Genomic DNA, 20,887 nt, shown 5'->3' with positions numbered 1-20,887 from the left:
GAATTAATCCTCCTTCCTGAACATGCCGGTCAGCGTTAATTGCACCAGACTCACCAGCAGCGTAATGGCCAGGAGGGTAATGCCAATGGCCGAACCGAAACCGAGATTGAAATATTGAAAGCCCTGCTGATAAATATAGCCGACAATGGTTAAGCCAATATTCTGTGGAGACGGTTTGCCTGCCCACAGCATATAGCTCTCCGTGAACATGGAATAGCCGCCGTAGATGGTGATCGTCACAACATAAATCGTAATCGGCTTCAGCAAAGGAACAGTGATCCGGATGAATTTGCGCATCGTACCCGCGCCGTCAATCTCGGCCGCTTCATACAATTCTCCGGGAATGCTCTGCAGTGCGGACAGGAAATACAAAATATTAATCCCGATCCAGCGCCAGCCCGCAAGCACCAGAAGCGCAAACATCCCCAGGCTGGAGCTGTACAGCCAGCGCTGGCTGGGGATTCCAAAGGCATGCAGCACGGTATTCATCAATGCGCCGTCCAGTTCGCCGAAGATAAGCCGGAAGATTACACCAGCCACAACTACAGAAGTAAGCGCCGGGATGAACAGAGTGGATCTGAAAAAATTGCTGAACAGCATTTTCTTGGAATTCAGCAATACGGCGAGCACCATCGGTACGGGAATCAGCAACAGCAGCGTCCAGATCGTATAACGGCTGCTGTTGTAGAGTGCTGCACCGAAATCCTCATTCCACAGGCCGCGGTAGTTCTCCAGCCCGACAAAGGATACCTCCCCCGGGAGAACCTCCTGAAAGCTCATCACCCCGGCATTGATCAGAGGATAGGCAAAAAAGACAGCAAAGGACAATAGAAACGGCAGCACAAACACATAGGGTGCTATTTTTTGCGAATTGCCCAGTCGGTAACCTCGCTTGACGTTATGGCCGAGCTCTCCTTGTATCTGCATAACGATGCCTCCACTCTAATTCAAAATGTAGCGGAATATAAAGACGGGCGGGCTGAAGCGGAAGTCCCGGCAAGCCTGTTGCCGCAGCAGGGGCACACTCCCTGCTGTCCTGTCACAGCCAGGACTTCCCTTCATCAGCCTCCCCGTTATTTCAGGCTGGACTGCACATCCTTCAGCACCTGTGCCGGGTCCTTCATATTGATGAAGATTTCCGGCATCGCCTTGTTGCGGACCGCATCGAACACCTCCGGCGACTTCTCGCGGATATGGACCGGAGCAATTTCATCCTTGACGCTGAGCAGCGTATCAAAGATATCCGTGCCGAAATAATCGGTGAACTTATTGGATTCCTTCATGGCCGGATCACTCCATACATCTGTACGGATCGGATCGAATCCGAGCTGCTTCCAGACCTGAAGATTGCCTTCCTTGGACAGTTTGGCGTAAGCCAGGAATTCCTTGATCAGATCCGGATTTTTGGCCTGATTGGTAATGGAAGTGGCCGTTCCGCCCATACCTGCCGAACGGTTGCCGCCTTCCTCCCAGGCCGGCATCGGCCGGATGATGATTTTGCCTTTCAGATCAGGGATATGGTCTGTGAAGCGGTTCATGAACCAGAAAGGCATAAAGACCGACGCCGCGCTGCCCGAATCCATATAGCCGAAGTATTCCTCCGTATCATGGCCTGCTCCCGGCGCAACCGCCGCCACGCCTTCCTTCACCATCTTCTGGAAGAATTCCATCGTCTTCACATTGACTGGTGTGTCCACAGTAACATTGCCGTCAGCGTCCACCTGATCGGAACCCTGCTGGCTGATGGCAGGCCACCAGGACCAGTTGCCGTTGCCTTCGAAGGTGATCATCGGTTTGCCGGTTTTCTCCAATACCTGCTTGCCTGCCGTCTCGAACTCGGCCCAGGTCTTGATGTCATCCGGGTTCACTCCCGCCTTATCAAGCATTTCCTTGTTGTAATACATGACGGTCGCACCTACATGATAATCAATGCCATAATACGTATTATCCTTGCTGTAAATCTCGACTCTGGATTTCACAATGTTGCCAAGCTCCGGCTCCACAATATCGTTCAGAGATACAAGCTGTGGTGTGCCTTTCATAAAGTTCGGGAATTTGCTCTGCTCGATATCCACCAGATCCGGTGCACCTACACCTGATTGCAGCGCTACCAGCAGCTTGGTATGCATGTCGTCATAAGGAATGGTCGTTGCCTCCAGCTCAATTGCCTTGTCCGGATGGCTCTCATTCCAGCTTGCCGCCATGCTCTCATAGAATTTCTGGTGCGCATCGACAAAGGTCCAGAACACCACCTTTTGTGCTTCCTCTCCGGTGTTTTCTTTCTGACTGCCCTCGCTCTTCTTGCTGTTACTGTTGTCCTGCGCCGGTTGATTGGACGGAGATGTCTCTTTATTTCCGTTCCCCCCGCCGCAGCCGCTGAGCCCCATGACCAGAATCAACAATAATACCGTCGTGCATAAAAATGCTTTTTTCATTCAACTTCCTCCTTGAATGATTTATACTTAGCCCAGTTAAGGGGATAAGCCTGTTATACAATTCCAACCTTCAAGTAAGCGCTTTATTATTAATAATACATGTTGTATTATGAAAAAAAACAAACGAATTCAACCTCATTTTTCACCATTTCAACCTGCTTGGAGGAATTTTATATGAATTCACCCATTCTTCATTTCATCTCGCCGCCCATTCCTTACTTCGTGGACTGCGGACATGCCACCTACACCGCCGGAGATGTTCACATCAACCGCAACTGTATCGGCGTATTCGACCTGATCGTCGTTCTGAAAGGGATTCTTCCTATTGGCGAAGACGACACAACCTGGGAACTGCGGGAAGGAGAAATTCTTATTCTCCGGCCGGACGGCTATCATTACGGCTCCGCTCCCTGTACCGGTGACACCAAGATTATCTGGATTCATTTCCAGACCTTCGGCAGCTGGAAGGAATGCCTCAGCATGGATGAATGTCTGGACAATCAGGCAGAGCTGATCGAAAGCCACAAGCAGAAGGCCTACCTGAATCATGCCGATGTCTGTTCCATCTTTATTCCCAAGACGATGAAGATCACCGGAAAAGCGATGGAGGTGCTGGACATGTTCTTTGAGCAGGAGCATGAGCCGCAGTCCATGCGCAACTGGAAGCGGCAGGCTTCCTTCCAGCTGTTCCTGCAGCATCTGGACCGCGATCTGGCCTCTCCCTCCGATGCGACCGCCATTCAGCTCGCGGAGAAAATCGAACTGTTCATCCGCCACAATTACACATCCGGCATCACTAATTCCATGCTGCAGAAGGAACTGAATTATCATCCCAACTACTTGGCCAAAAGCATGCTGAAGGTCTATGGAATGACCCCGATGGCTTATCTGCAGAACTATCGTCTGGAGCAGTCCAAGCGTCTGCTGCTGCAAACTTCCTGGTCTGTTGCCCGCATCGCCGAAGAGGTCGGATTTCACCATGTCTCCCACTATTCCTCCTGCTTCTCCAAGAAAGAGGGGCTCTCTCCATCCGGCTTCCGCAGAAAGTTCATCCGGGAGCGCTAATCGGTTTGACGCAGCCGGATGACATTCCACGACAGCCTCGACAAGACTGCTGTCAGCCTGCCTTCCGACACCGACGATTCCCCCCGGCTGTGCGGTGCCACGGCGTACGGATCAGATACGGTATTGACCGCTTTCACATTGTCATGCTCAAGCACGAGATGCTCTTCCACTTGGTAATTCAAGAATCCGCGCATATCACATTCCAGCAGCAGACTCTCCTGCAGACTTTTGTTCATAGCGAAGATCACCAGCTCTCCCTCTGCCTCATTCCACACCACGGCGGAGTCAAGCAGCGGCACATCAGTGTAATCCTTGCTGTCGTACAGCGGGGAAATGATCACTGGGCGCAATACGGTCCCCCTGCCATACAGGGAAGTGTGCATGTAGGGATAGAATATACTCTGCCTCCAGGCTGCGCCCCCGGTTTCGGTCATGATCGGCGCGATGGCGTTAACCAACTGGGCCAGACAGGCAATCTTAACGCGGTCAGCATGATTTAGCAGCGTAATCAGCATGCTGCCGACCATCAGTGCATCCTCGAAAGTGTAGCAGTCTTCAAGCTGTGCCGGAGCCACCTGCCACGGTGTGATTTCCTTGTCGGTTTCCAGAGTATGAAACCATACATTCCATTCATCGAAAGAAAGGTTCAACGTCTTCCTGCTGCGCTTCTTCGCCTTGATGTAGTCGCACACAGCGACAATTTCCTTGATGAACAAGTCCATATCCAGTGATTTGGCCAGATAGTTCGCTGTATCATTCTCCGCATTGCCGTAATAGGTATGCAGTGACAGATAATCTACCTGCTCATAGGTATGATCCAGTACAGCAGCTTCCCACTGCGCATAGGTGGGCATGGACCGGAACGAACTTCCGCAAGCCACAAGTTCAATCGAAGGATCGACCAGCCGCATCGCTTTGGCTGTCTCGGCGGCAAGCCGTCCGTATTCCTCTGCCGTCTTCTGCCCGATCTGCCACGGGCCGTCCATTTCATTGCCGAGGCACCAGGTCTTAATGCCGTGGGGCTGCTGATAGCCATGTGAAATCCGCAGATCGCTATAATAGCTGCCGGAAGGATGATTACAGTATTCCAGCAGGTTGCGGGCGGCGTCGACCCCTCTGGTTCCGAGGTTGACGGCCATCATCACCTCGGCATTTAATTCTTTTGCCCAGCGGATAAATTCATTGGTCCCCACTTCATTGGTCTCCACTGTCCTCCAGGCCAGATCCAGCCTCCGCGGACGCGAAGCAGCAGGACCGACACCGTCCTCCCAATTGTAACCGGATACAAAATTACCCCCGGGATAACGGATCAGCGGCACACCAATTTCCCGGATCAGACCGGCCACATCCTGGCGGAATCCTCTTTCGTCAGCCTGCGGATGTCCCGGCTCATAGATTCCCCTATATACAGCCCTCCCTAAATGCTCGATAAATGAGCTGTACAGCCGGGGATCGGCTTCGGCTAGAATATATGCTTTATCAATAGTCATTTTGGCTTTTTGCTGAATTTCCATCTTGTAGATCTCCTCCCCTATTTCAATATTTTCAACTTATGAAGTAAGCGCCTCCTTTTCTATTTTACTTGCACTTCCACTGCTATTAATACAAGGATATTGAATCTGTTTTTATAAATTCTCAACCTCTATGCAGGATAAATAAGAGACAGGCAGCAGACCCTACAACGACAAAAAAACCTTGAAAGGCATTTCGCCAATCAAGGTTTACTGTATTTACAGCAACGGTAAGATTCCTAATATCGTAAAAAGCGCACCCGCACTTATGGCAATTGTTCCGGAAAATTTAACCGATTCCAGATAGGAGTCGCTGGGATCGGAATCCCCTTTCACTTTCCATCCCACATTCATCCGCCATCCACTGGCCGGATTCTTGCGGATATATATCCCGAACGCTACAGTGGAGAGTCCGAGGATCATGATGACAATTCCGGTAATCATATGATCAGCCCCTTTTAAAATTATACGGGCATACCCGGAATTTGTTTCTTTAAATCCCTTTTTTCGGAATGCTATTTTTTCAAATGATAAGGCACTGTAGTTATGATAACGTTCCTGCGGTAAAGCAGATGTGCGCGGATCAGCAGGCTGGACTGATTATGCAGGATGTTGTGCCAGCCCTTCTTCGGAATAAACTGCGGTACAATCACGGTCACCTGGTAATTCGATTCACTCGCCTTGCGCTGCACGGTGTCGATAAATTTGGTCAGCGGATGAATGATGCTGCGGTAAGGCGAATACAGCGTCACCAGCCTCACTTCGGGATGGAACTTCTTCCACTTCTCTTCGAAGATCGCATCATCCTCCCGCTCGAAAGGAACGTGGACGGCAATAATCTGTTCGGCGGACAGTGACTTGGCATAACGCAGCGAATTCTCCACCACATGCGTAATGCCGGCAACCGGAAGGATGATAATATTCCCCTCAATCGCCAGAGGCGGTTCGCAGGTCGTAATCCGCAACTGATCAGCCACCGCTTCATAGTGCTTATGGATTCGGTAAAAGAGCAGGATAATCAGCGGCAAAAAGATCAGCACTGGCCACACCTGCGTAAATTTGGTCATGAAAAACATCATCGTGACGACAAAGCTGATGATTGCCCCGGTTGTGTTGATAATCAGCTTAGGGATCCAGCCTTCCGGCTTCTGGCGGATCCATTTGATCATCATTCCGGTCTGTGAGAGGGTAAAGGGAATAAATACGCCCACCGCATACAGCGGAATCAAATGTTCAGTCCGGCCTTCAAAAGCAATAATCAGAATAATGGACAATACGCCAAGACTGACAATCCCGTTGGAATACCCCAGCCGGTCGCCGCGGACCGTGAACATTCTTGGAATGAATTTATCCTTGGCCAGATTGACCGCAAGCAGCGGAAAAGCCGAATATCCGGTATTGGCCGCCAGAACCAGAATCAAGGCCGTTGTGCCTTGCACAAAGAAATACATAAAGTTCCGGCCAAAGACCTGCTCGGCAATTTGCGAGACCACCGTAACCTCTTCACTAGGGATGATCCCGTAATAATAAGCCAAGAGCACAATTCCGGAAAACAGGACCGCAAGTAAGATCCCCATCGCCGCCAAGGTTTTAGCCGCATTGTTCGGTGCCGGAGCCTTGAAGTTAGGAATGGCATTGGAAATGGCCTCCACTCCCGTCAGCGCCGAGCTCCCGGAGGAAAAAGCCCTCAGGAGCAGAAACAGGCTGATCCCGGCTACCGGTGTACCGATGGGGGTATGCAGTTCAGCAGGCACTCGACCTGTTAAAACGTTGAACAGACCAAGTCCGATCATAATAAACAATGCAAGAACAAATAAATAGACCGGATAAGCAAGGAAGGAGGCCGATTCTGTAACCCCCCGCAAATTCAGCGTCGTAATCAGCAGGACAAATACAACGGCAATAATTACATTATACGGATGCAAGCTTGGAAAAGCTGAAGTAATCGCGTCAGTACCGGCGGATACACTCACCGCAACCGTCAATATATAGTCGACCAATAGCGAGCCGCCGGCGATCAGGCCGGGATACTTCCCAAGGTTTTCCTTGGAAACGACGTAGGCTCCGCCGCCGTGAGGATAAGCATAAATAATTTGCCGGTAAGATAAAATCAGAGCCGTCAGCAGCACCAAAACCCCGATGGCAATCGGGATGGAATACCAGAAGGCTGCTGCACTAATGGTGATCAGAACCAGCAGGATTTGTTCAGGACCATAAGCGACAGAGGATAAAGCATCCGAAGATAAAATAGCCAGCGCTTTGGTTTTGTTCAATTTTTGTTCGCCCAGTTGATCCGACTTAAGCGGACGTCCAATTAACAATCTTTTTACCGAAGACATCATCAGCCTCACCCGCACTTTTTTAATGTTATATTACCCTTGGAAGTAAATAATAATCTGAGTCCGACCGGAGCATAAATTACCTTATTGCTTAAAGTATATCTTGATCGGTACAATTCATCCCATAAATATACATTTCAGCGACGGATTGCGCAATAGATTTAATTATGACTATCTCTGGACACCCAAAAACAATCAGCCTGAACCGGCTGCTCGTTATGAGCTGCGGTTCAGGCTGACTGGCGGATGACAACGGATTGCTTAAGAAATTACGGTCTTAACAGGAACAAATGCTGTACAATAACTGCCGCCTGCGCCCGGGAAGCCTGTGCTTTAGGCGCATAGCTGTTATTGCCTACGCCTTGAATGATTCCCGCTCCGCTCATGGCTTGAACTGCCGCCATTGCGTATCCGGAAATGTTGGATGCATCCTTGTATGCAGCGGTTTGGCCCGAACCCTGAAGCGGCAGATAGGCCTGCCGGGCTGCGCGGAATGCAAGCAGCGCCATTTCCTCACGGGTGATGGGTGCGTCCGCACTAAAGGTTCCGTCCGGTCTGCCCAGTACGATGCCCAGCTGCTGGGCTGCCGCAACGGAACTGTAATACCAGTCCTCCGGTGCAGCATCGGTGAAGGTGCTTGCCGCTTCGCTATTGTCCAAATCTAACGCCAGCATCAGCATCTTCAGGAACTCTGCCCGGGTTACCTTCAAGCCGGGCCCGAAAGTATGTGTATCCGTCCCCTCAAGGATTCCCCTGACGGCAAGTGCTTCAATACTACTCTTCGCCCATTCCAGTCCGGCAATATCGCCGAAGGTACTCTCTGCATAACCTGCAGCATATTTACTGAAATGCGCCGGACTGAAGTCCACTTTCCCGGTCAGCAGGTTGTATTTGGAATTTCTGATGACCTCCGCCTGACCCTTATCAAGGATATGATAAATGACTATTTTCTCGGCTGCAGCTGCAGCCGGACGGTCATAATTCAGCGATACCTTCAGGCCGCCGTCAAATTGCTTCACCGGCTGCCCGTCAACGGAGAAGCCCAGTTCATAGATATTGCCAAGGTTACCCTGAACCGTAATCTGTTCACTACCTGATTTGGCAACAGTAAATGTAAGGCTTGAGGAAGCTGATCCGGCTGCCCGCCGAATAAGTTCCGCATCCAGCCGGAAGCTGGACAGTCCCAAGTCTATCTCCACCGTCCGGATTCTCCCGGAGACAGCTTGAACCATTGCCTGCGCCGGCAGCGTCAGCTGGACGGCAGTGGTATCCGCAGGGGAGCGCACTTCAATCCGGAGTGTATCCGTCTGAACGGCTTCCACAGCCTTTGTGATCGTTATTGCGGATAGCTCTGCCGCGGCTTTTCCATTCACATTTGCTGCCAGGGAAACTGCAATTCCATTGACACCTGCTGCAATTTGCGGCTGTTTGCCGGTTGTCACGGTAGGCGGCAGATTTCCGCCCGGTTGCGGGGTATGGTTACCATCCTTGATCTCCAGATTCATCGTCCCCGCAACGCCCGGACTCTCACCGGAATCTGCCTTCACGGTGATCTTTCCGGCAGCTATTGCAGTGACCAGACCCGTTTCCGTAATGGTTGCCCTGACCGTAGAGGAACCGTCGGCATTATACACGGACCACGTAACCGTAGTACCGTTGGTGCCTACGGGCAGGACAGCCGCATGCATTTGCAGCTTTTGCCCGGTCTGCAGTACACTCACGTCGCCTGCAGAAGTGACGTTTATTTGGGTAGCAACTTTAGGAATGACCCGGATAACAGCCTGCGCCTCATGCTTAATCGGGAAATTCATGATCCCATTCGACCCGCTGAAAGCAGCGAATTTCAGCGGCACTGAAATTTCAGCTGCCGTCTCCTTGGCCCGGAAGCTGATTTCGATATATTCCCTGGCGTCGGTCAGAGCAACTCCTTCAGCTGCTGCTGCACTGACGCTGAGTTGCCCCGGATGATCTGCGGAGACAGGACTAAGCGTAATCCCCTCAACGAGACTCCGGGCGGAGATAAATTCTATCCCGGCCGCAGCATAATCCAGCGTAAAGTCCGCGGAGTATACCGACCTGTAGACGGAATCAGTAACATTGGCAATACCGACCCGGTAGGCAAATTCCTGCCCGGGCGACACGGTGACAGGCCCGTTCAGCGTCGCCGAAGGCAACCCGGATGCAACTTCCTCCTGCCCGCTGATTACCACCTCCAGACTGCCGCTGATCCGGCTGCCGTCGAGCGAAGCCGCGGTCACTAGAACGGTCCCGTTTGCTTTTGCCGTGAGCAGCCCGTTCTCATCAATGGAGGCCTTAGGGGTAGAAGTCATTCCGTCAGGCTCCGTCACGGTCCAGTGCACGTTGCGGTTGGCCGCATTCTCCGGAAGCACAACTGCCTGGAGCTGAAGAACGCCTTTATCCGTTTCGATCGTCTTCCTGCCCTCTTCACCACTTACAGTAATGGAAGAGACCTTCGCTCCTGGCACTTGAGATTGGCTCAAGAGGCGCATCGGCGGCTGAGGATTCCAGCCGTCGCTGCCGGCCAGCACAGCCTGAACGGTAATGGCCTGCGCCTCTTCTGCCGTTAATTGCTTGGACCAGCTGTAGCGTGCGGCTGCGTTGGCCCCCTCCCCATAGCTCATATACTCGGAGAAACGTGCCGTCCGGGAACGGCCGTCATACCATTCATGCCAGCCGCTTGGCTTGATGTGGGCTCCCATATCTGTATTGATGAAGGTGGAGCTGCCATAGTCTCTCCACGGTCTGCCCAAATCCACGCTCGCCGCGGCCACCCCTTCACCGGCAGTCAGGCGGTTATTCAGGAATACATATCCCGGTTTGCCCGCTTCTGTGGAAGGAGCAGTCACATAACCAGCGCCAGCGCTTTGAATGACATTGTTCTCGAACACTGCAGCGGCGTTGCCGAAGATGAAATCCACAGTCCCTTCAATATGGCTGTCCACGAAATAAGCTCTTCCTTTATCTGCGAACAGCGTATCCTGATATCCAAGCAGCTTGACGTTGCGGTATACGCCCCGGTCCCCTTCGGCATATAGGGCTACAGCCTGCCCGGCAGTCCGGCCAGCACTGTTCTGAACCGTCATATTCTCCAGCGTGAAATCTGTTGCCGCCACTTTAAGTGTATAACTGCCGCTGGTGCCCATTTCTTTGCCGTCCGGCCCTATCGTCTTGGCCGAGTCTGCGTTGACGAGCAAGGTGCCTTCCCGGCTTTCGCCGATGATGCGCAGATTCTTCTTGCCTGCCGGCACCAGCACCTTCTCTGGATACGTTCCGTTCTTCACCTTGATGATCGTCGTGAGCGTGCTGTTATCGGGTGAAGCCAGGATTGCTTCGTTGAGGGTCTTGTAATCTCCCGCTCTGCTCTGATCAACTACCATGACCGGGGCCGGAACCGCACTGACTGCCATGGACGGAAGACTAGCCGCGCCTCCGCTGCCGTCAACGGCGATTACCGCATAATCATAAGCGGTTCCATTTGCCAGTCCGGTATCGGTATACGCTGCTTCACCGATCCCTTCAGCAACGACCCTATAGTCGCCGCCAGTCTCCGAACGGATAATCCGGTAGCTGCTGTTGCCTGCAGATGCAGTCCAGCTCAGCTTTACTTCCCCGTTGCCAGGTTCAGCTGTAACCCCTTGAGGAATACCGGGCTGGCCGGCGTTCTGGAACGGAACCGTTCCGGCAACATCCGATGCCAGCCCGCTGCGGGTGCCTGCGGCGGCGGCCACCTTGTAATAATATGGCGTACCATTCGCCAGTCCGGTATCGTCATAGCTGGTGCCGCTGATCTCGGCAGCGAGCAATTCATATGGGCCTTCCGGCGACAATGCCCGTGTTACTCTATAGCTCTGCGCGTCCCCGACGGCCGTCCAGTTCACCTTAACGGCACTATCACCGGCCTGGACGGTTACTTCAGGCGTTGCCAAGGCCGGGAGCGGCTGTGCTTCCACTGGCAGTGAGTCCCCACCCTCCCCGGCAACATTGACTGCTGAGATGACAAAACGGTAAGTTTGCCCGTTGGTTAACCCGCCGATGCGGTAAGCGGTATCCGTGAGGCCCTCCGCCACCGGTTCATAGCGGTCCGCTGTTGCATTCCACTGCTTGACGGTATAGCTTTCCGCATATTTCACCGCATTCCAGCTCAGCTCTAGCTGGGCATTCCGGCTTACCGCCGCAAGCTGCTCCGGCGCGGGCAATTTCACTGCCGAAGCGGAAGGAGTTATGCTGATTTCATTGGAGTTGCCCGATTCACCGGATAGAGCCACGGCAGTAATAACGTAATAATACGTGGTTTCATTGGTGAGCTCCTTATCCACATAGGAAGTCTCTGCAATGGCACTGGCAACCGTATCATAGGGGCCGCCGGCTGTAAGTGCCCGTTTAACATTATAGGAGGCCGCCCCTTCAAGTGCAGGCCATTTCAGCTGCGCTGCTCCGTTGCCGGGAAGACCGGTTAACCCGAGCGGCGATGCGACTGGCTCCACGTAAACCTTCAGATTATCCAGATAATAATTACCGGACCCGCCGCCCGGTGTTTTGGACAGGATCCGCCCGATACCATATCCCGCAAAATTTGTGGTGGTGAACGGAAAAGAGCCTGCAAGCTGGTTGTCGATATAGACCTCGACTTCATCACCCTGCACATCCACCTTCAGCTTCAGGTTATACCACTGGTTCAGCGCGTAGGCGCTCATCAGCTGATGGTATTGGCTGCTTCCCCTGCTCATCGTCAGTGTGTATTTGCCCGCTGCGGCCGGAAGCGTCGGTTTGCGGCTCTCAATGGAGAACGCGGTTTTGCTTCCATCCGCACTCTGGGCCTGCAGGAAGACTGAGGTGCCCGATTCCGCAGCGAACATAAAGTCGGTATCAATCACCAGCGCACCTGTCATTGGCGTGAACCTGCGGATAAACTGCACATTGCCGTTCGCGGAATCATACACATTCAGCACTTGTGCCGACGTGTTTCCCTTGCTTCCGGATGGTGTGGCAGACACAACCACTTTTTGCACATCGGTCTGTGGATTCGGAGATACCTCATAATACTCGGGCGTGGTGCCCGCAGCCACCCGCTCGAAATCCTCATCCACATAATAGATATTGCCCGCTTCAGCCTTAGGCTCGGCACTCGCCTCGTCCGAATCGAAGCTTTCACCGAATTCGTTCACGGCAATGACCGTATAATAGTAGGTTTTTCCCGGACTTACATCAAGATCGGTATAGAGGTTGCCTGTATTGTCTTTGCTTACCAGCGTATAGGGCCCGCCCGAAACCTCACTTCGTTTAATGCTGTAGGTCTTGGCAAAAGGGACCGGCTCCCATTTCAGCTCCACCTTCTTGCTGCCTCCCGCAGCTGTAAGTCCAAGGGGTGTTGCCGGGAACTTATCGTCAAGGGTTTTTAGTTCCACACCGCTGAAGCGGGAGATATTATAGCGGTTAACTTCGTTATCCGCCTTGGCAGCATCGGCGGCAAGACCCATATAAACCGTCTCTTTCAGCCCAAGGTTCACTGTGCCCACCTTGCTCCATGCCACTTTATCCGGCGAGACCAGCCCTGTCACTTCGTCGCCAAGCCGGACCAGCTTCACCCAATAAGGGGTGGTGATAAAACTATCAGGTTCCGTCCTAACTACCTTGGCCCCTGTTACGGAGCGGGTAATTAGAACTCCTTTTTTGCCATATTTCACATAAGGAATCGCCATCATAGCCATCTTGGCATCAGGCTGCAGGCTGTCGCGGATCATCACTCCCGCTTTCGCATCATCATCTGTCGCCGTTACAGAATCAATCTTGGCAATCAGTTCTCCGTTGCCCTCCAGGGTCCGATAGGCAAAGTGGAAGTTATCCTCCGTTTTAACGCTCTCCGAGGTGGCACCAACCAGCCCCGCCGATTTAACCGTGACCTGCCCGGTCTCTGCATTAACCGAGGTGTGTCCGGCAATGCCCGGATTTCCGATATCAGCTGGTGTCCATGGACCGGTACTGCCTGAGGCATTAACATGAACTGCAACATTATCCGACTGTGTCTTAAGGCCTTTGTTATCGGTAGCCTGAACAACGAGATAATAAGTTCCGTCCTGCACATTTTTCCATTCGAAGCGGTAAGGCGCTGTGGCAGCTTCTCCCTGCTTCACACCATTTACGATAAATTCAACCTTGGCTATCCCGTCTTTGTCGCTCGCGGAAGCCGTTAAGGTTACATCACTGCCCGCCTCCAGAATCTGATTGTTGGTTGGATAACTGATAGCGGTTACAGGATTGTCGGTATGTTCTCCGCTTGCTGTGGCCTGAACAATCAGATCATTCAGATAAACTTCAAGATTGGTGTAGCCTTCACTTGACAGCGACGTTCCGTTGCGGTCTGCAGGATCGGAAGGCGACAGGCCTCTTGCTGTTTCCCAGGCGTCGTTCATTCCGTCATGATCCTGGTCAACCACCTTTGAGGCAGTCTCCGGGTAGTCGGGATACCCGCCAATTTCCAATGGAGAATTGATATGCTGCCCGGTACGGTTCTTTACATCATTCATCACACGCGCATCGTAGGCATCCCGTCTCGGCAAAGTGGCTCCGGCTCCGGCCAGAACATTCGCATACGCATCGCTGGCCGGCTCTTCCACATAAGGGTTCGGCATCACTGCCGGCTCCGCCAGCTTTGAACTGTCCGAGTAGCTCTGAACGCCTTGCCAGTTATCCGCTGTGACCTCCGGACTGCCGTCCATCACATTTCCTGCCAGATACAGCTTCGTAACCGGTGCTACTTCCCCGAATAACTGCTTTTTCACGCTGCTGTAAGTATTAGGGCCATTTTTATAATAGTTGTTGCTGATATTGTACAAATAACCTTCAGCTCCGCCGCCATAGGTCGATGCGAAACCCCAGTTGTAAATAACATTGTTCGTCATTTCCGTCAGATCGACCAGCCTCGTTATCGTGGGCAGCCGGGGATTGCGGCTGGTACTATGGGCAATGAGGTTATGATGATAGCTGGCATTTTTGCCGCCCCAGATGCCGCCGTAGCCGTGCCGCCCTTTATGATGGCTGGTCATCAGCATGCTTTCTGCGGAGATCGACCATTGCACCGTAGTATTCTCGTTGTCGTACAGGCTGACCACTTCATCGACCGACCAGCTGAATGAGCTGTGGTCAATGATGATGTTCTTGTGATACCGCGAGCCAAAGGCATCATCTTCGCTGACGACCCGGTCTCCGAGTCTAAAGCGCATATAACGCATAATGATATTGTCGGCTTCTATGGATGTCGTATAATCGGCTACGGTTATGCCATCGCCCGGTGCGGTCTGGCCGGCAATCGTCAGATTGGAGCCGGTGATCTTCAGCGACTCCTTCAGACGGATCGTTCCTCCTACTCGGAATACGATCGTCCGGTTGCTCCCGCTTACCGCATCGCGGAGAGAACCGGGGATCGGCGTTTCGTTGCGCCCGTAATCAGCCAACGTTGTAACCTCATACACAGCCTGTGCCCTGCCGCCGGTTACATATTTGCCGCCGCCCTCTGCACCAGGGAAAGCGGGAAGCGCTTCCAAAAGTGCGGCCTCAGCAGTGCCAAATGGAACACTTGTCGCAAGGAGACCGGCTATCAGCAGCTCCGCCAACCATTTTTTCTTCATACAAAACCTCCTAGGTTATATGAGAATGCGGAGAGCTCCGGCGGTTGCCGGAACTCTCCGAAAGTGAAGCCTTCTTTATGCCTTCCCTTGATAGCGGAAATACGAGAAATCGGCGCTGCTGCCGCCGAACTGCCCCATATCATGCGCAGCAATACCTACGAAGTTGCCTGTGAAGCCTCCAGACAGGAAACTTATATTATATTCTCCGCCCAGCGGCTTCCACGCCGCCGCTTCACCGGCGAGATACATGAACTGCGCGTTCACTTCGCTCACTTCCACTGCAATCTGCACAGTTTCACCTGCATTCAGATCAATAATTACAGGCTCGGCAGTAAATTCATCGGCCGCGCAGCGCATCAGCCGCAGCACTTTACCGCGTCCTTCTTCATGGCTGATATAGGCGTACAGATAATTATCTTCATTGAGGTACAGCAGGAGACCGGCCATCTGCAGATAGCTGACCGGCTCGGCTTCAAGCGCTGTCTCTGCGCGGAAGCTGCTGTCCGTCTGGCGGATGGCCAGGATATGGTGCCGGAACAGGCTTTGCACCGATTCCCCGGCCCTGATCCGCAGCCAGCCCGGTCTTTCCGCCAGAGAACACCAGCTTTCATCTGCCGTTATCCGCAGCGTATTCCAGTTCTTCTTCAGCGCCGGACCGCTGAAATCATCCTCGAAATCCAAGGCGCGGTTCTGCTTCCCGACCTTCGTTCCTTTTGGTGCCTGCACCTCCAGCAGAGGCGTGCTGCCCCCGGAGGTCAGCCGCAGCCAGCCGTCTTCGGTCCAATATACCTGCTGCAGGGCGGTTTCACGCCCGAGAATGGCATATTCACCCTCCAGCGGACGTGTGCATAAATGTGCCATATACCATTCCCCGTCCGGTGTCTCAACCAGACTGCCGTGACCGGCGCATTGCAGCGGCAGCTCAGGATTATTGCGGGAGGTCAGCATCGGATTGAGCGGATCTACTTCGTATGGTCCAAGCAGTGAAGTGGAGCGTGCCACAGTTACGGCATGGCCGGAGCCGGTCCCGCCCTCTGCGGTAATCAGGTAGTAATAGCCGCTACGCTTGTAAATATGCGGCGCTTCGGTCTTCTTGAGGTCGGTGCAGTCGAAGATTTTGACCGGTTCACCGATTAACCGGCGCTGCTCCGGAGCGTATTCCTGAATGACGATGCCGGAGGATTTATTACCTTCGGTGATGCGGTAATCCCATAGTTCATTCAGCAGCCATTTCCGCCCGTCCTCATCATGATACAGCGACGGATCAAAGCCGCTGCTGTTCAGATACACCGGCTCACTCCAGGGTCCTTCGATGTCCGGGGCGGTGATCAGGTAGTTATGGCAGTCCTTGAACGGCCGTTTCGTGCTCTTCACATCTGTATAGATCAGATAAAACAATCCATCCTGATAGCTGAGCTGCGGCGCCCAGATGCTGCAGTTTTTCGGATTTCCCCTCAGATCCACCTGATGGGTCAGAATATCCGTACAATGCTCCCATTCGGCCAGATCTGCGGACTGGTATACCCGCACACCAGGCAGCCATTCAAACGAGGATACCGCGATATAATACATTTCTCCTGCCCGTACCAGGCAAGGATCCGGGTTAAAGCCCCTTAGTATTGGATTCTGTATAATGCCGGTCTTCGTGTGCTCTGAAATCATTCCCTGGCTCCTTCCGTTTGTCATGCTCCAATATCATTCTTCCAGACCGCTGAGATCTTCCTGTGAAGGGGCTACTGTCACCTGCTGCACCAGTTCCTCCGCTTGGCGCGTATTTCTGGACTGGCAGCCGCTGATTTCCACCTCTTCCCCGTTCTCAATATAAAACGCCGGCCCTTCATGATTCTCTATCGTTACCTGCCGGAAGCGGATATCCCTGACATTGCCTAGATAGAAGCCGCGGTTGTTCATCTCCTGAATCCCGGACATCATCGCCGGACGTCCCGGAACGGCATTCTCCGCCATGGAGATATCGATATCGGAGAAGGTAATTTCCGAGATATATCGCTCTGCTAAACCGTAGAGAAAACCTGCTGCCGCATGAACCTGCCGCGCAGTAATATTGGCAAAATGAATCCGTCTGAAGTTTGGAGTTTCCTCCGTCACCGGATAGGGATTTTTGTCCCAGACATATTTGTCCTTGCCGCGTGGGCCGCAGAAGTAATAGAGATTCAGGATAAACGGACAGATTACGTCCTCCATCACAATGTTGCTGACACGGATGTCTTCGACCACACCCCCGCGCCCGCGTCTGGACTTCAGCCGGATGCCGCGGTCCGTCTGCTTGAACACACAGTTGCTGATGACGACATTGCGGATATCGCCACTCATTTCACTGCCCAGCACTACACCGCCGTGACCGTGAATCATGGTGCAGTTCGTAATTGCAATATTCTCGCAAGCAATCCGTTCCTTCGTGTCCTCTGTCCCCGCCTTAATGGCGATGCAGTCATCCCCCACGTCGATATGGCAGTTGCTGATCCGCACGTTCACGCAGGATTCCGGATCAATGCCATCTGTGTTGGGTGAATCGGCCGGGTTGTGGATCGACAGATTATCAATGGTCACATCCTGGCAGCGGATGGGATTGACTGTCCAGCTCGGGGAGTTCACCAAGGTCAAATCTTTCAGCGTAACCCTGTTGCAGCCGTCGAAGCTGATCAGCTTCGGCCGGGGATACTGCAGCTCTTCGGGGGAATTGCGCTGCTTCTCCCACCACGGCCCGCCGTTACCATCCAGTTTGCCGCCGGTCACTGACACATTAACCAAGTTCATGCCGAAGATGCAGGAAGCATGAACCCCACGCTTCACTCCCTCCCAGCGGGACTCCACTACTGGATAATCCTCAGGGTCCGAGCTGAAGGAGAGGACAGCACCGGGGCTTAGACGCAGTTCGATATTGCTGCTAAGAATGACCGCGCCTGTACGATAGGTGCCGGAAGGAATATAAACAGTACCGCCCCCGGCTTCGCTCGCCGCTTGAATCGCCCCGGCAATAGCTGCCGTCGACAGCTCCGTGCTGTTCTTATGTGCTCCAAAATCATCAATGCTATAAAATGACATATGGCTTCACCTATTCCTTCCCGGCGGCCGGACGCTGCAGGAATTCGTACTCCCCGCAAGCAAGCAGGAATGCGCCAAGCCCTTTTTGATCATTGGTGATGATCGGCTCACTGATATAGTAGGCGTAGCTGCCGTCTCTCCGCTCATCCCCGCCGAGTCCGGCGACTTGGCAGTTTTTGTTCAAGTTAGCCCAGCCGCTGTTCGTCACAAGCACAAATTCCGCGATCAGCCCCTGATAGGCGCGGTCCAGCGTTTCGAGCCAGCTGTTATCCAGCAGACCAAGCCGGAGGCCCTTGGCGATCGCATAGGTAATCATGCTGGAAGCGGAGGCCTCCAAATAATTGCCTTTGCGTCCACCCTCATTGACAACCTGATACCATACCCCGCTGTCTTGATCCTGGTACTTGCGCAAAGTGGAGAGCGTATCTTGAAGAATACTCACCAGCGTGCCGTAATCGGCATGTTCGGCAGGAAGCAGCTCAAGCACATCGGCCAGCGCCATCACATACCAGCCCAGGGAGCGCCCCCAGAAATTCGGTGACAGTCCGGTTTCAGGATCGCACCACGGCTGAACACGCTGTTCATCCCAGGCATGATACAAGAGTCCCGTGTGTTCGTCCTTGGTATGGCGCGCGCACAGGATGAACTGGCGGGTTACATCATCCAGACCTTTCCCTTCTTCGAAGGCGAGCAAATGCTCCAGATAGAAGGGTGATCCCATATACAAGCCATCAAGCCAGATTTGGTAGGGATAAATTTTTTTATGCCAAAATGCACCTTCCGAGGTCCGGGGATGCGCTGTGATTTGCTTTCTTAACAATGCGGCTGCCTTTTTGTATTTCTCCTGGCCTGTTTCCCGGTGAAGAACGAACAGCAGCTTTCCGTTATTGAGATGATCAATATTGTATTCTTCGAGCCGGTAGCCCTTCACTGAACCGTCTTCCCCGATGAAATAGTCCATGTTTTCCTGAATATAATGGTAATACTTCGCTTCACCGGTCTGTTTCCACAGCAGTTCGAAGCCCTTCAGAATAACACCGTAATCATAAGACCACTTGCCCTGATACCCTTTGTCCTCATATAATCTAGGCGTCCGTTCCATGATGGAATCCGCCATCTTTACAGCCCAGTTCAAGTTTGCTGAAGATTTATTCGTGTTTGCCATGTGTTCCTCCTTGGTTGGATAAAATACGGTCCTATCCGCCATCATCGGCGGATAGGACCTCTTTGCTATGCTTAATTCATAGTTCCGGCAGCTTTCGCTGCATTAAGGGTTAACTGCTTTGTAAGCAGCTTCGTATTCGGTAATAATCTTGCTGCCGCCTGATTTCTTCCACTTTTCAATCTCGGACTTATAGCCGTTCAAGTCGATTTTACCGAGAATATATTTATAGGTGGCATCCGTAACAATCTTTGTCAGCTCAGAGCCTTGGGTTGTGTGGGTCTCGGATTCCAGCGAAAAGGCAGGATTAAGTACCCCATACTTGGCATTTTCTTCGATCAGCCGCTCGGCTTCAACCTTGAGCGGATCGGAATCATGAATCTTATATCCGGTTTCTTTTACACGGGAGGACGCGAACGGCTGCACTTCCTGCTGCCAAAGATCGGCATCTTTAATAGTAACAGCCATATCGGCATCCACCGTATAATGAACATCCTGAATACCGTAAGTCATGAGGGCGTAGATTTCATCGCTCATGGTATCGTTCACAAATTGCAGAATACGCTTCAGCTCTTTCTCATCCTTAACTTCCGATTTCGGGAAGGACAGCAAGCCGCCGATGCCGTTGGCGCCCGCCCAAATCGCACGGTCCGCTTCATTGCCCGTTGAGGTGATGTCATTGACCATAACCAGCTCCATGTTATCCTGGATACCCTTGGACATTTTCATCAGGTTTTTGCTGTCAAACAGAGCACCTACATAAATTCCGGCTCTACCTTGTGCAAAGTTTTGCTGCTGGTCGGTTTTGGCCGTTACGGCAAAGTCTTGGTTGATATAGCCGCCTTCATACAAAGCTTTCATATAATCCATGGTTTTAATGTAAGATTCCGTATCGAACTCCGGTGTCATCTTGCCCGCATCATCCACAGCCCAGATGTTTGGTGTTCCGAAATAAGAGCTCAATGTTTTGAACGCTCCGTAGACGAGGTCGCTGCGGTCCATAAAGCCGGTTGTATCCTTTTTGCCGTTGCCGTCCGGGTCCTTCTCCGTAAACGCTTTCGCAACTTCCATCAGTTCGTCTGTAGTCTTCGGCACTGCTAGACCCAGCTTATCCAGCCAGTCCTTGCGGATAACGACACCATTTCTGGCTACCGCTTTCTGGAATGGGATGCCATATAGCTTTCCTTCGATCGAGGCCGAAGTCCGGGTTTCCTGGGAGATCGCCGCCAGATTCGGGAATTCATCCAGATAAGGACTCACTTCCCAGAACACACCCGCTTTCAAGGCATTGCGGACCGAAGAGTTATCCAGGATCGTCAGGGTGACCATATCCGCGAGGGAATCAGAAGCGAGTGCGGTATTGATGCGTTCTTCTTTGGATGGATCCGGAACCCAGGAGAATTCAATTTCCGTATTCGTCAATTCTTCAATTTTGTTCAGTACAGTGTCTGTTGGCGGTGATGCCGTATGCAGCATGTTCATCCAGCTAATCTTGGCTTTGGCAGTCGTTTCGGCTGCTCCGGATGAATTTGCCCCTGCATTCGTAGCTTCAGCCTGGCCGTTATTAGCGTTATTGTTGTTACCCCCGCAAGCTGTGAGCATAAGCCCGCTGCACAACATCAAAGCTGCAAGCTTCTTGTAATTGCGATTCATGTACACTACCCCT

The 20,887-nt window shown here is 52.6% G+C and carries 11 protein-coding genes; 1 reads left to right on the top strand and 10 read right to left on the bottom strand.

The features are described from left to right. Positions 1-3 precede the first annotated feature (3 nt). Both NYE29_RS15380 and NYE29_RS15375 read right to left on the bottom strand, forming a co-directional pair. The gene (locus NYE29_RS15380; RefSeq protein ID WP_340896636.1) at positions 4-927 is read right to left on the bottom strand and encodes a carbohydrate ABC transporter permease; all 924 of its coding nucleotides are present in this window, start codon (positions 925-927) and stop codon (positions 4-6) included. A 146-nt stretch (positions 928-1,073) separates the two neighbouring features. Further along, a complete protein-coding gene (locus NYE29_RS15375; protein ID WP_340896635.1) occupies positions 1,074-2,435 on the bottom strand; it encodes an ABC transporter substrate-binding protein in 1,362 nt (453 codons plus the stop codon). A 174-nt stretch (positions 2,436-2,609) separates the two neighbouring features. On the opposite strand from NYE29_RS15375, the gene NYE29_RS15370 reads away from it, so the two are divergent. Then, positions 2,610-3,500: a helix-turn-helix transcriptional regulator gene (locus NYE29_RS15370; protein WP_076113180.1), complete on the top strand. Its 891-nt coding sequence runs from the start codon at positions 2,610-2,612 to the stop codon at positions 3,498-3,500. On the opposite strand, the gene arfA is transcribed toward NYE29_RS15370, so the two are convergent. The 8 genes from arfA to NYE29_RS15330 all read right to left on the bottom strand — a co-directional run bounded on the left by arfA (position 3,497) and on the right by NYE29_RS15330 (position 20,874). After that, positions 3,497-5,014 carry an arabinosylfuranosidase ArfA gene (gene arfA / locus NYE29_RS15365; protein WP_340896634.1) on the bottom strand — a complete coding sequence of 506 codons (1,518 nt, stop codon included), beginning with the start codon at positions 5,012-5,014 and terminating at the stop codon, positions 3,497-3,499. The two genes, NYE29_RS15370 and arfA, sit on opposite strands and share 4 nt — an antisense overlap. Before the next feature lie 216 nt (positions 5,015-5,230). Further along, entirely contained in the window at positions 5,231-5,455 is a 225-nt protein-coding gene (locus tag NYE29_RS15360) for a DUF6199 family natural product biosynthesis protein (protein WP_340896633.1), read from the bottom strand. Between the two features lie 71 nt (positions 5,456-5,526). After that, positions 5,527-7,353 carry an APC family permease gene (locus NYE29_RS15355; RefSeq protein ID WP_340896632.1) on the bottom strand — a complete coding sequence of 609 codons (1,827 nt, stop codon included), beginning with the start codon at positions 7,351-7,353 and terminating at the stop codon, positions 5,527-5,529. 266 nt (positions 7,354-7,619) lie between these two features. Next, the gene (locus NYE29_RS15350) at positions 7,620-14,996 is read right to left on the bottom strand and encodes a pectinesterase family protein (protein ID WP_340896631.1); all 7,377 of its coding nucleotides are present in this window, start codon (positions 14,994-14,996) and stop codon (positions 7,620-7,622) included. Between the two features lie 75 nt (positions 14,997-15,071). Next, positions 15,072-16,658 carry a glycoside hydrolase family 43 protein gene (locus NYE29_RS15345; protein WP_340896630.1) on the bottom strand — a complete coding sequence of 529 codons (1,587 nt, stop codon included), beginning with the start codon at positions 16,656-16,658 and terminating at the stop codon, positions 15,072-15,074. A gap of 33 nt (positions 16,659-16,691) precedes the next feature. Further along, positions 16,692-18,059: a glycoside hydrolase family 28 protein gene (locus tag NYE29_RS15340; RefSeq protein WP_340896628.1), complete on the bottom strand. Its 1,368-nt coding sequence runs from the start codon at positions 18,057-18,059 to the stop codon at positions 16,692-16,694. 10 nt (positions 18,060-18,069) lie between these two features. Further along, the gene (locus NYE29_RS15335; protein ID WP_340896627.1) at positions 18,070-19,224 is read right to left on the bottom strand and encodes a glycoside hydrolase family 88/105 protein; all 1,155 of its coding nucleotides are present in this window, start codon (positions 19,222-19,224) and stop codon (positions 18,070-18,072) included. Positions 19,225-19,326: 102 nt separating this feature from the next. Beyond that, complete coding sequence (locus NYE29_RS15330; protein ID WP_340896626.1) at positions 19,327-20,874, bottom strand: extracellular solute-binding protein; 1,548 nt, start codon at positions 20,872-20,874, stop codon at positions 19,327-19,329. Between the last annotated feature and the right edge of the window lie 13 nt (positions 20,875-20,887).

Origin of the sequence: Paenibacillus sp. FSL M7-1046 (assembly GCF_038007405.1) — a bacterium.
In the GTDB taxonomy this organism is placed as follows: Bacteria; Bacillota; Bacilli; order Paenibacillales; family Paenibacillaceae; genus Paenibacillus_AQ.
The sequence above is the reverse complement of the archived record's forward strand: the minus strand, read 5'-3'. Positions and strand labels throughout refer to the sequence as shown.

Excerpts from the sequence above, each read along its gene's own strand:
- NYE29_RS15380 (WP_340896636.1), bottom strand. The coding sequence starts at position 927 with ATGCAGATACAAGGAGAGCTCGGCCATAACGTCAAGCGAGGTTACCGA.
- NYE29_RS15375 (WP_340896635.1), bottom strand. The coding sequence starts at position 2,435 with ATGAAAAAAGCATTTTTATGCACGACGGTATTATTGTTGATTCTGGTC.
- NYE29_RS15370 (WP_076113180.1), top strand. The coding sequence starts at position 2,610 with ATGAATTCACCCATTCTTCATTTCATCTCGCCGCCCATTCCTTACTTC.
- arfA (WP_340896634.1), bottom strand. The coding sequence starts at position 5,014 with ATGGAAATTCAGCAAAAAGCCAAAATGACTATTGATAAAGCATATATT.
- NYE29_RS15360 (WP_340896633.1), bottom strand. The coding sequence starts at position 5,455 with ATGATTACCGGAATTGTCATCATGATCCTCGGACTCTCCACTGTAGCG.
- NYE29_RS15355 (WP_340896632.1), bottom strand. The coding sequence starts at position 7,353 with ATGATGTCTTCGGTAAAAAGATTGTTAATTGGACGTCCGCTTAAGTCG.
- NYE29_RS15350 (WP_340896631.1), bottom strand. The coding sequence starts at position 14,996 with ATGAAGAAAAAATGGTTGGCGGAGCTGCTGATAGCCGGTCTCCTTGCG.
- NYE29_RS15345 (WP_340896630.1), bottom strand. The coding sequence starts at position 16,658 with ATGATTTCAGAGCACACGAAGACCGGCATTATACAGAATCCAATACTA.
- NYE29_RS15340 (WP_340896628.1), bottom strand. The coding sequence starts at position 18,059 with ATGTCATTTTATAGCATTGATGATTTTGGAGCACATAAGAACAGCACG.
- NYE29_RS15335 (WP_340896627.1), bottom strand. The coding sequence starts at position 19,224 with ATGGCAAACACGAATAAATCTTCAGCAAACTTGAACTGGGCTGTAAAG.
- NYE29_RS15330 (WP_340896626.1), bottom strand. The coding sequence starts at position 20,874 with ATGAATCGCAATTACAAGAAGCTTGCAGCTTTGATGTTGTGCAGCGGG.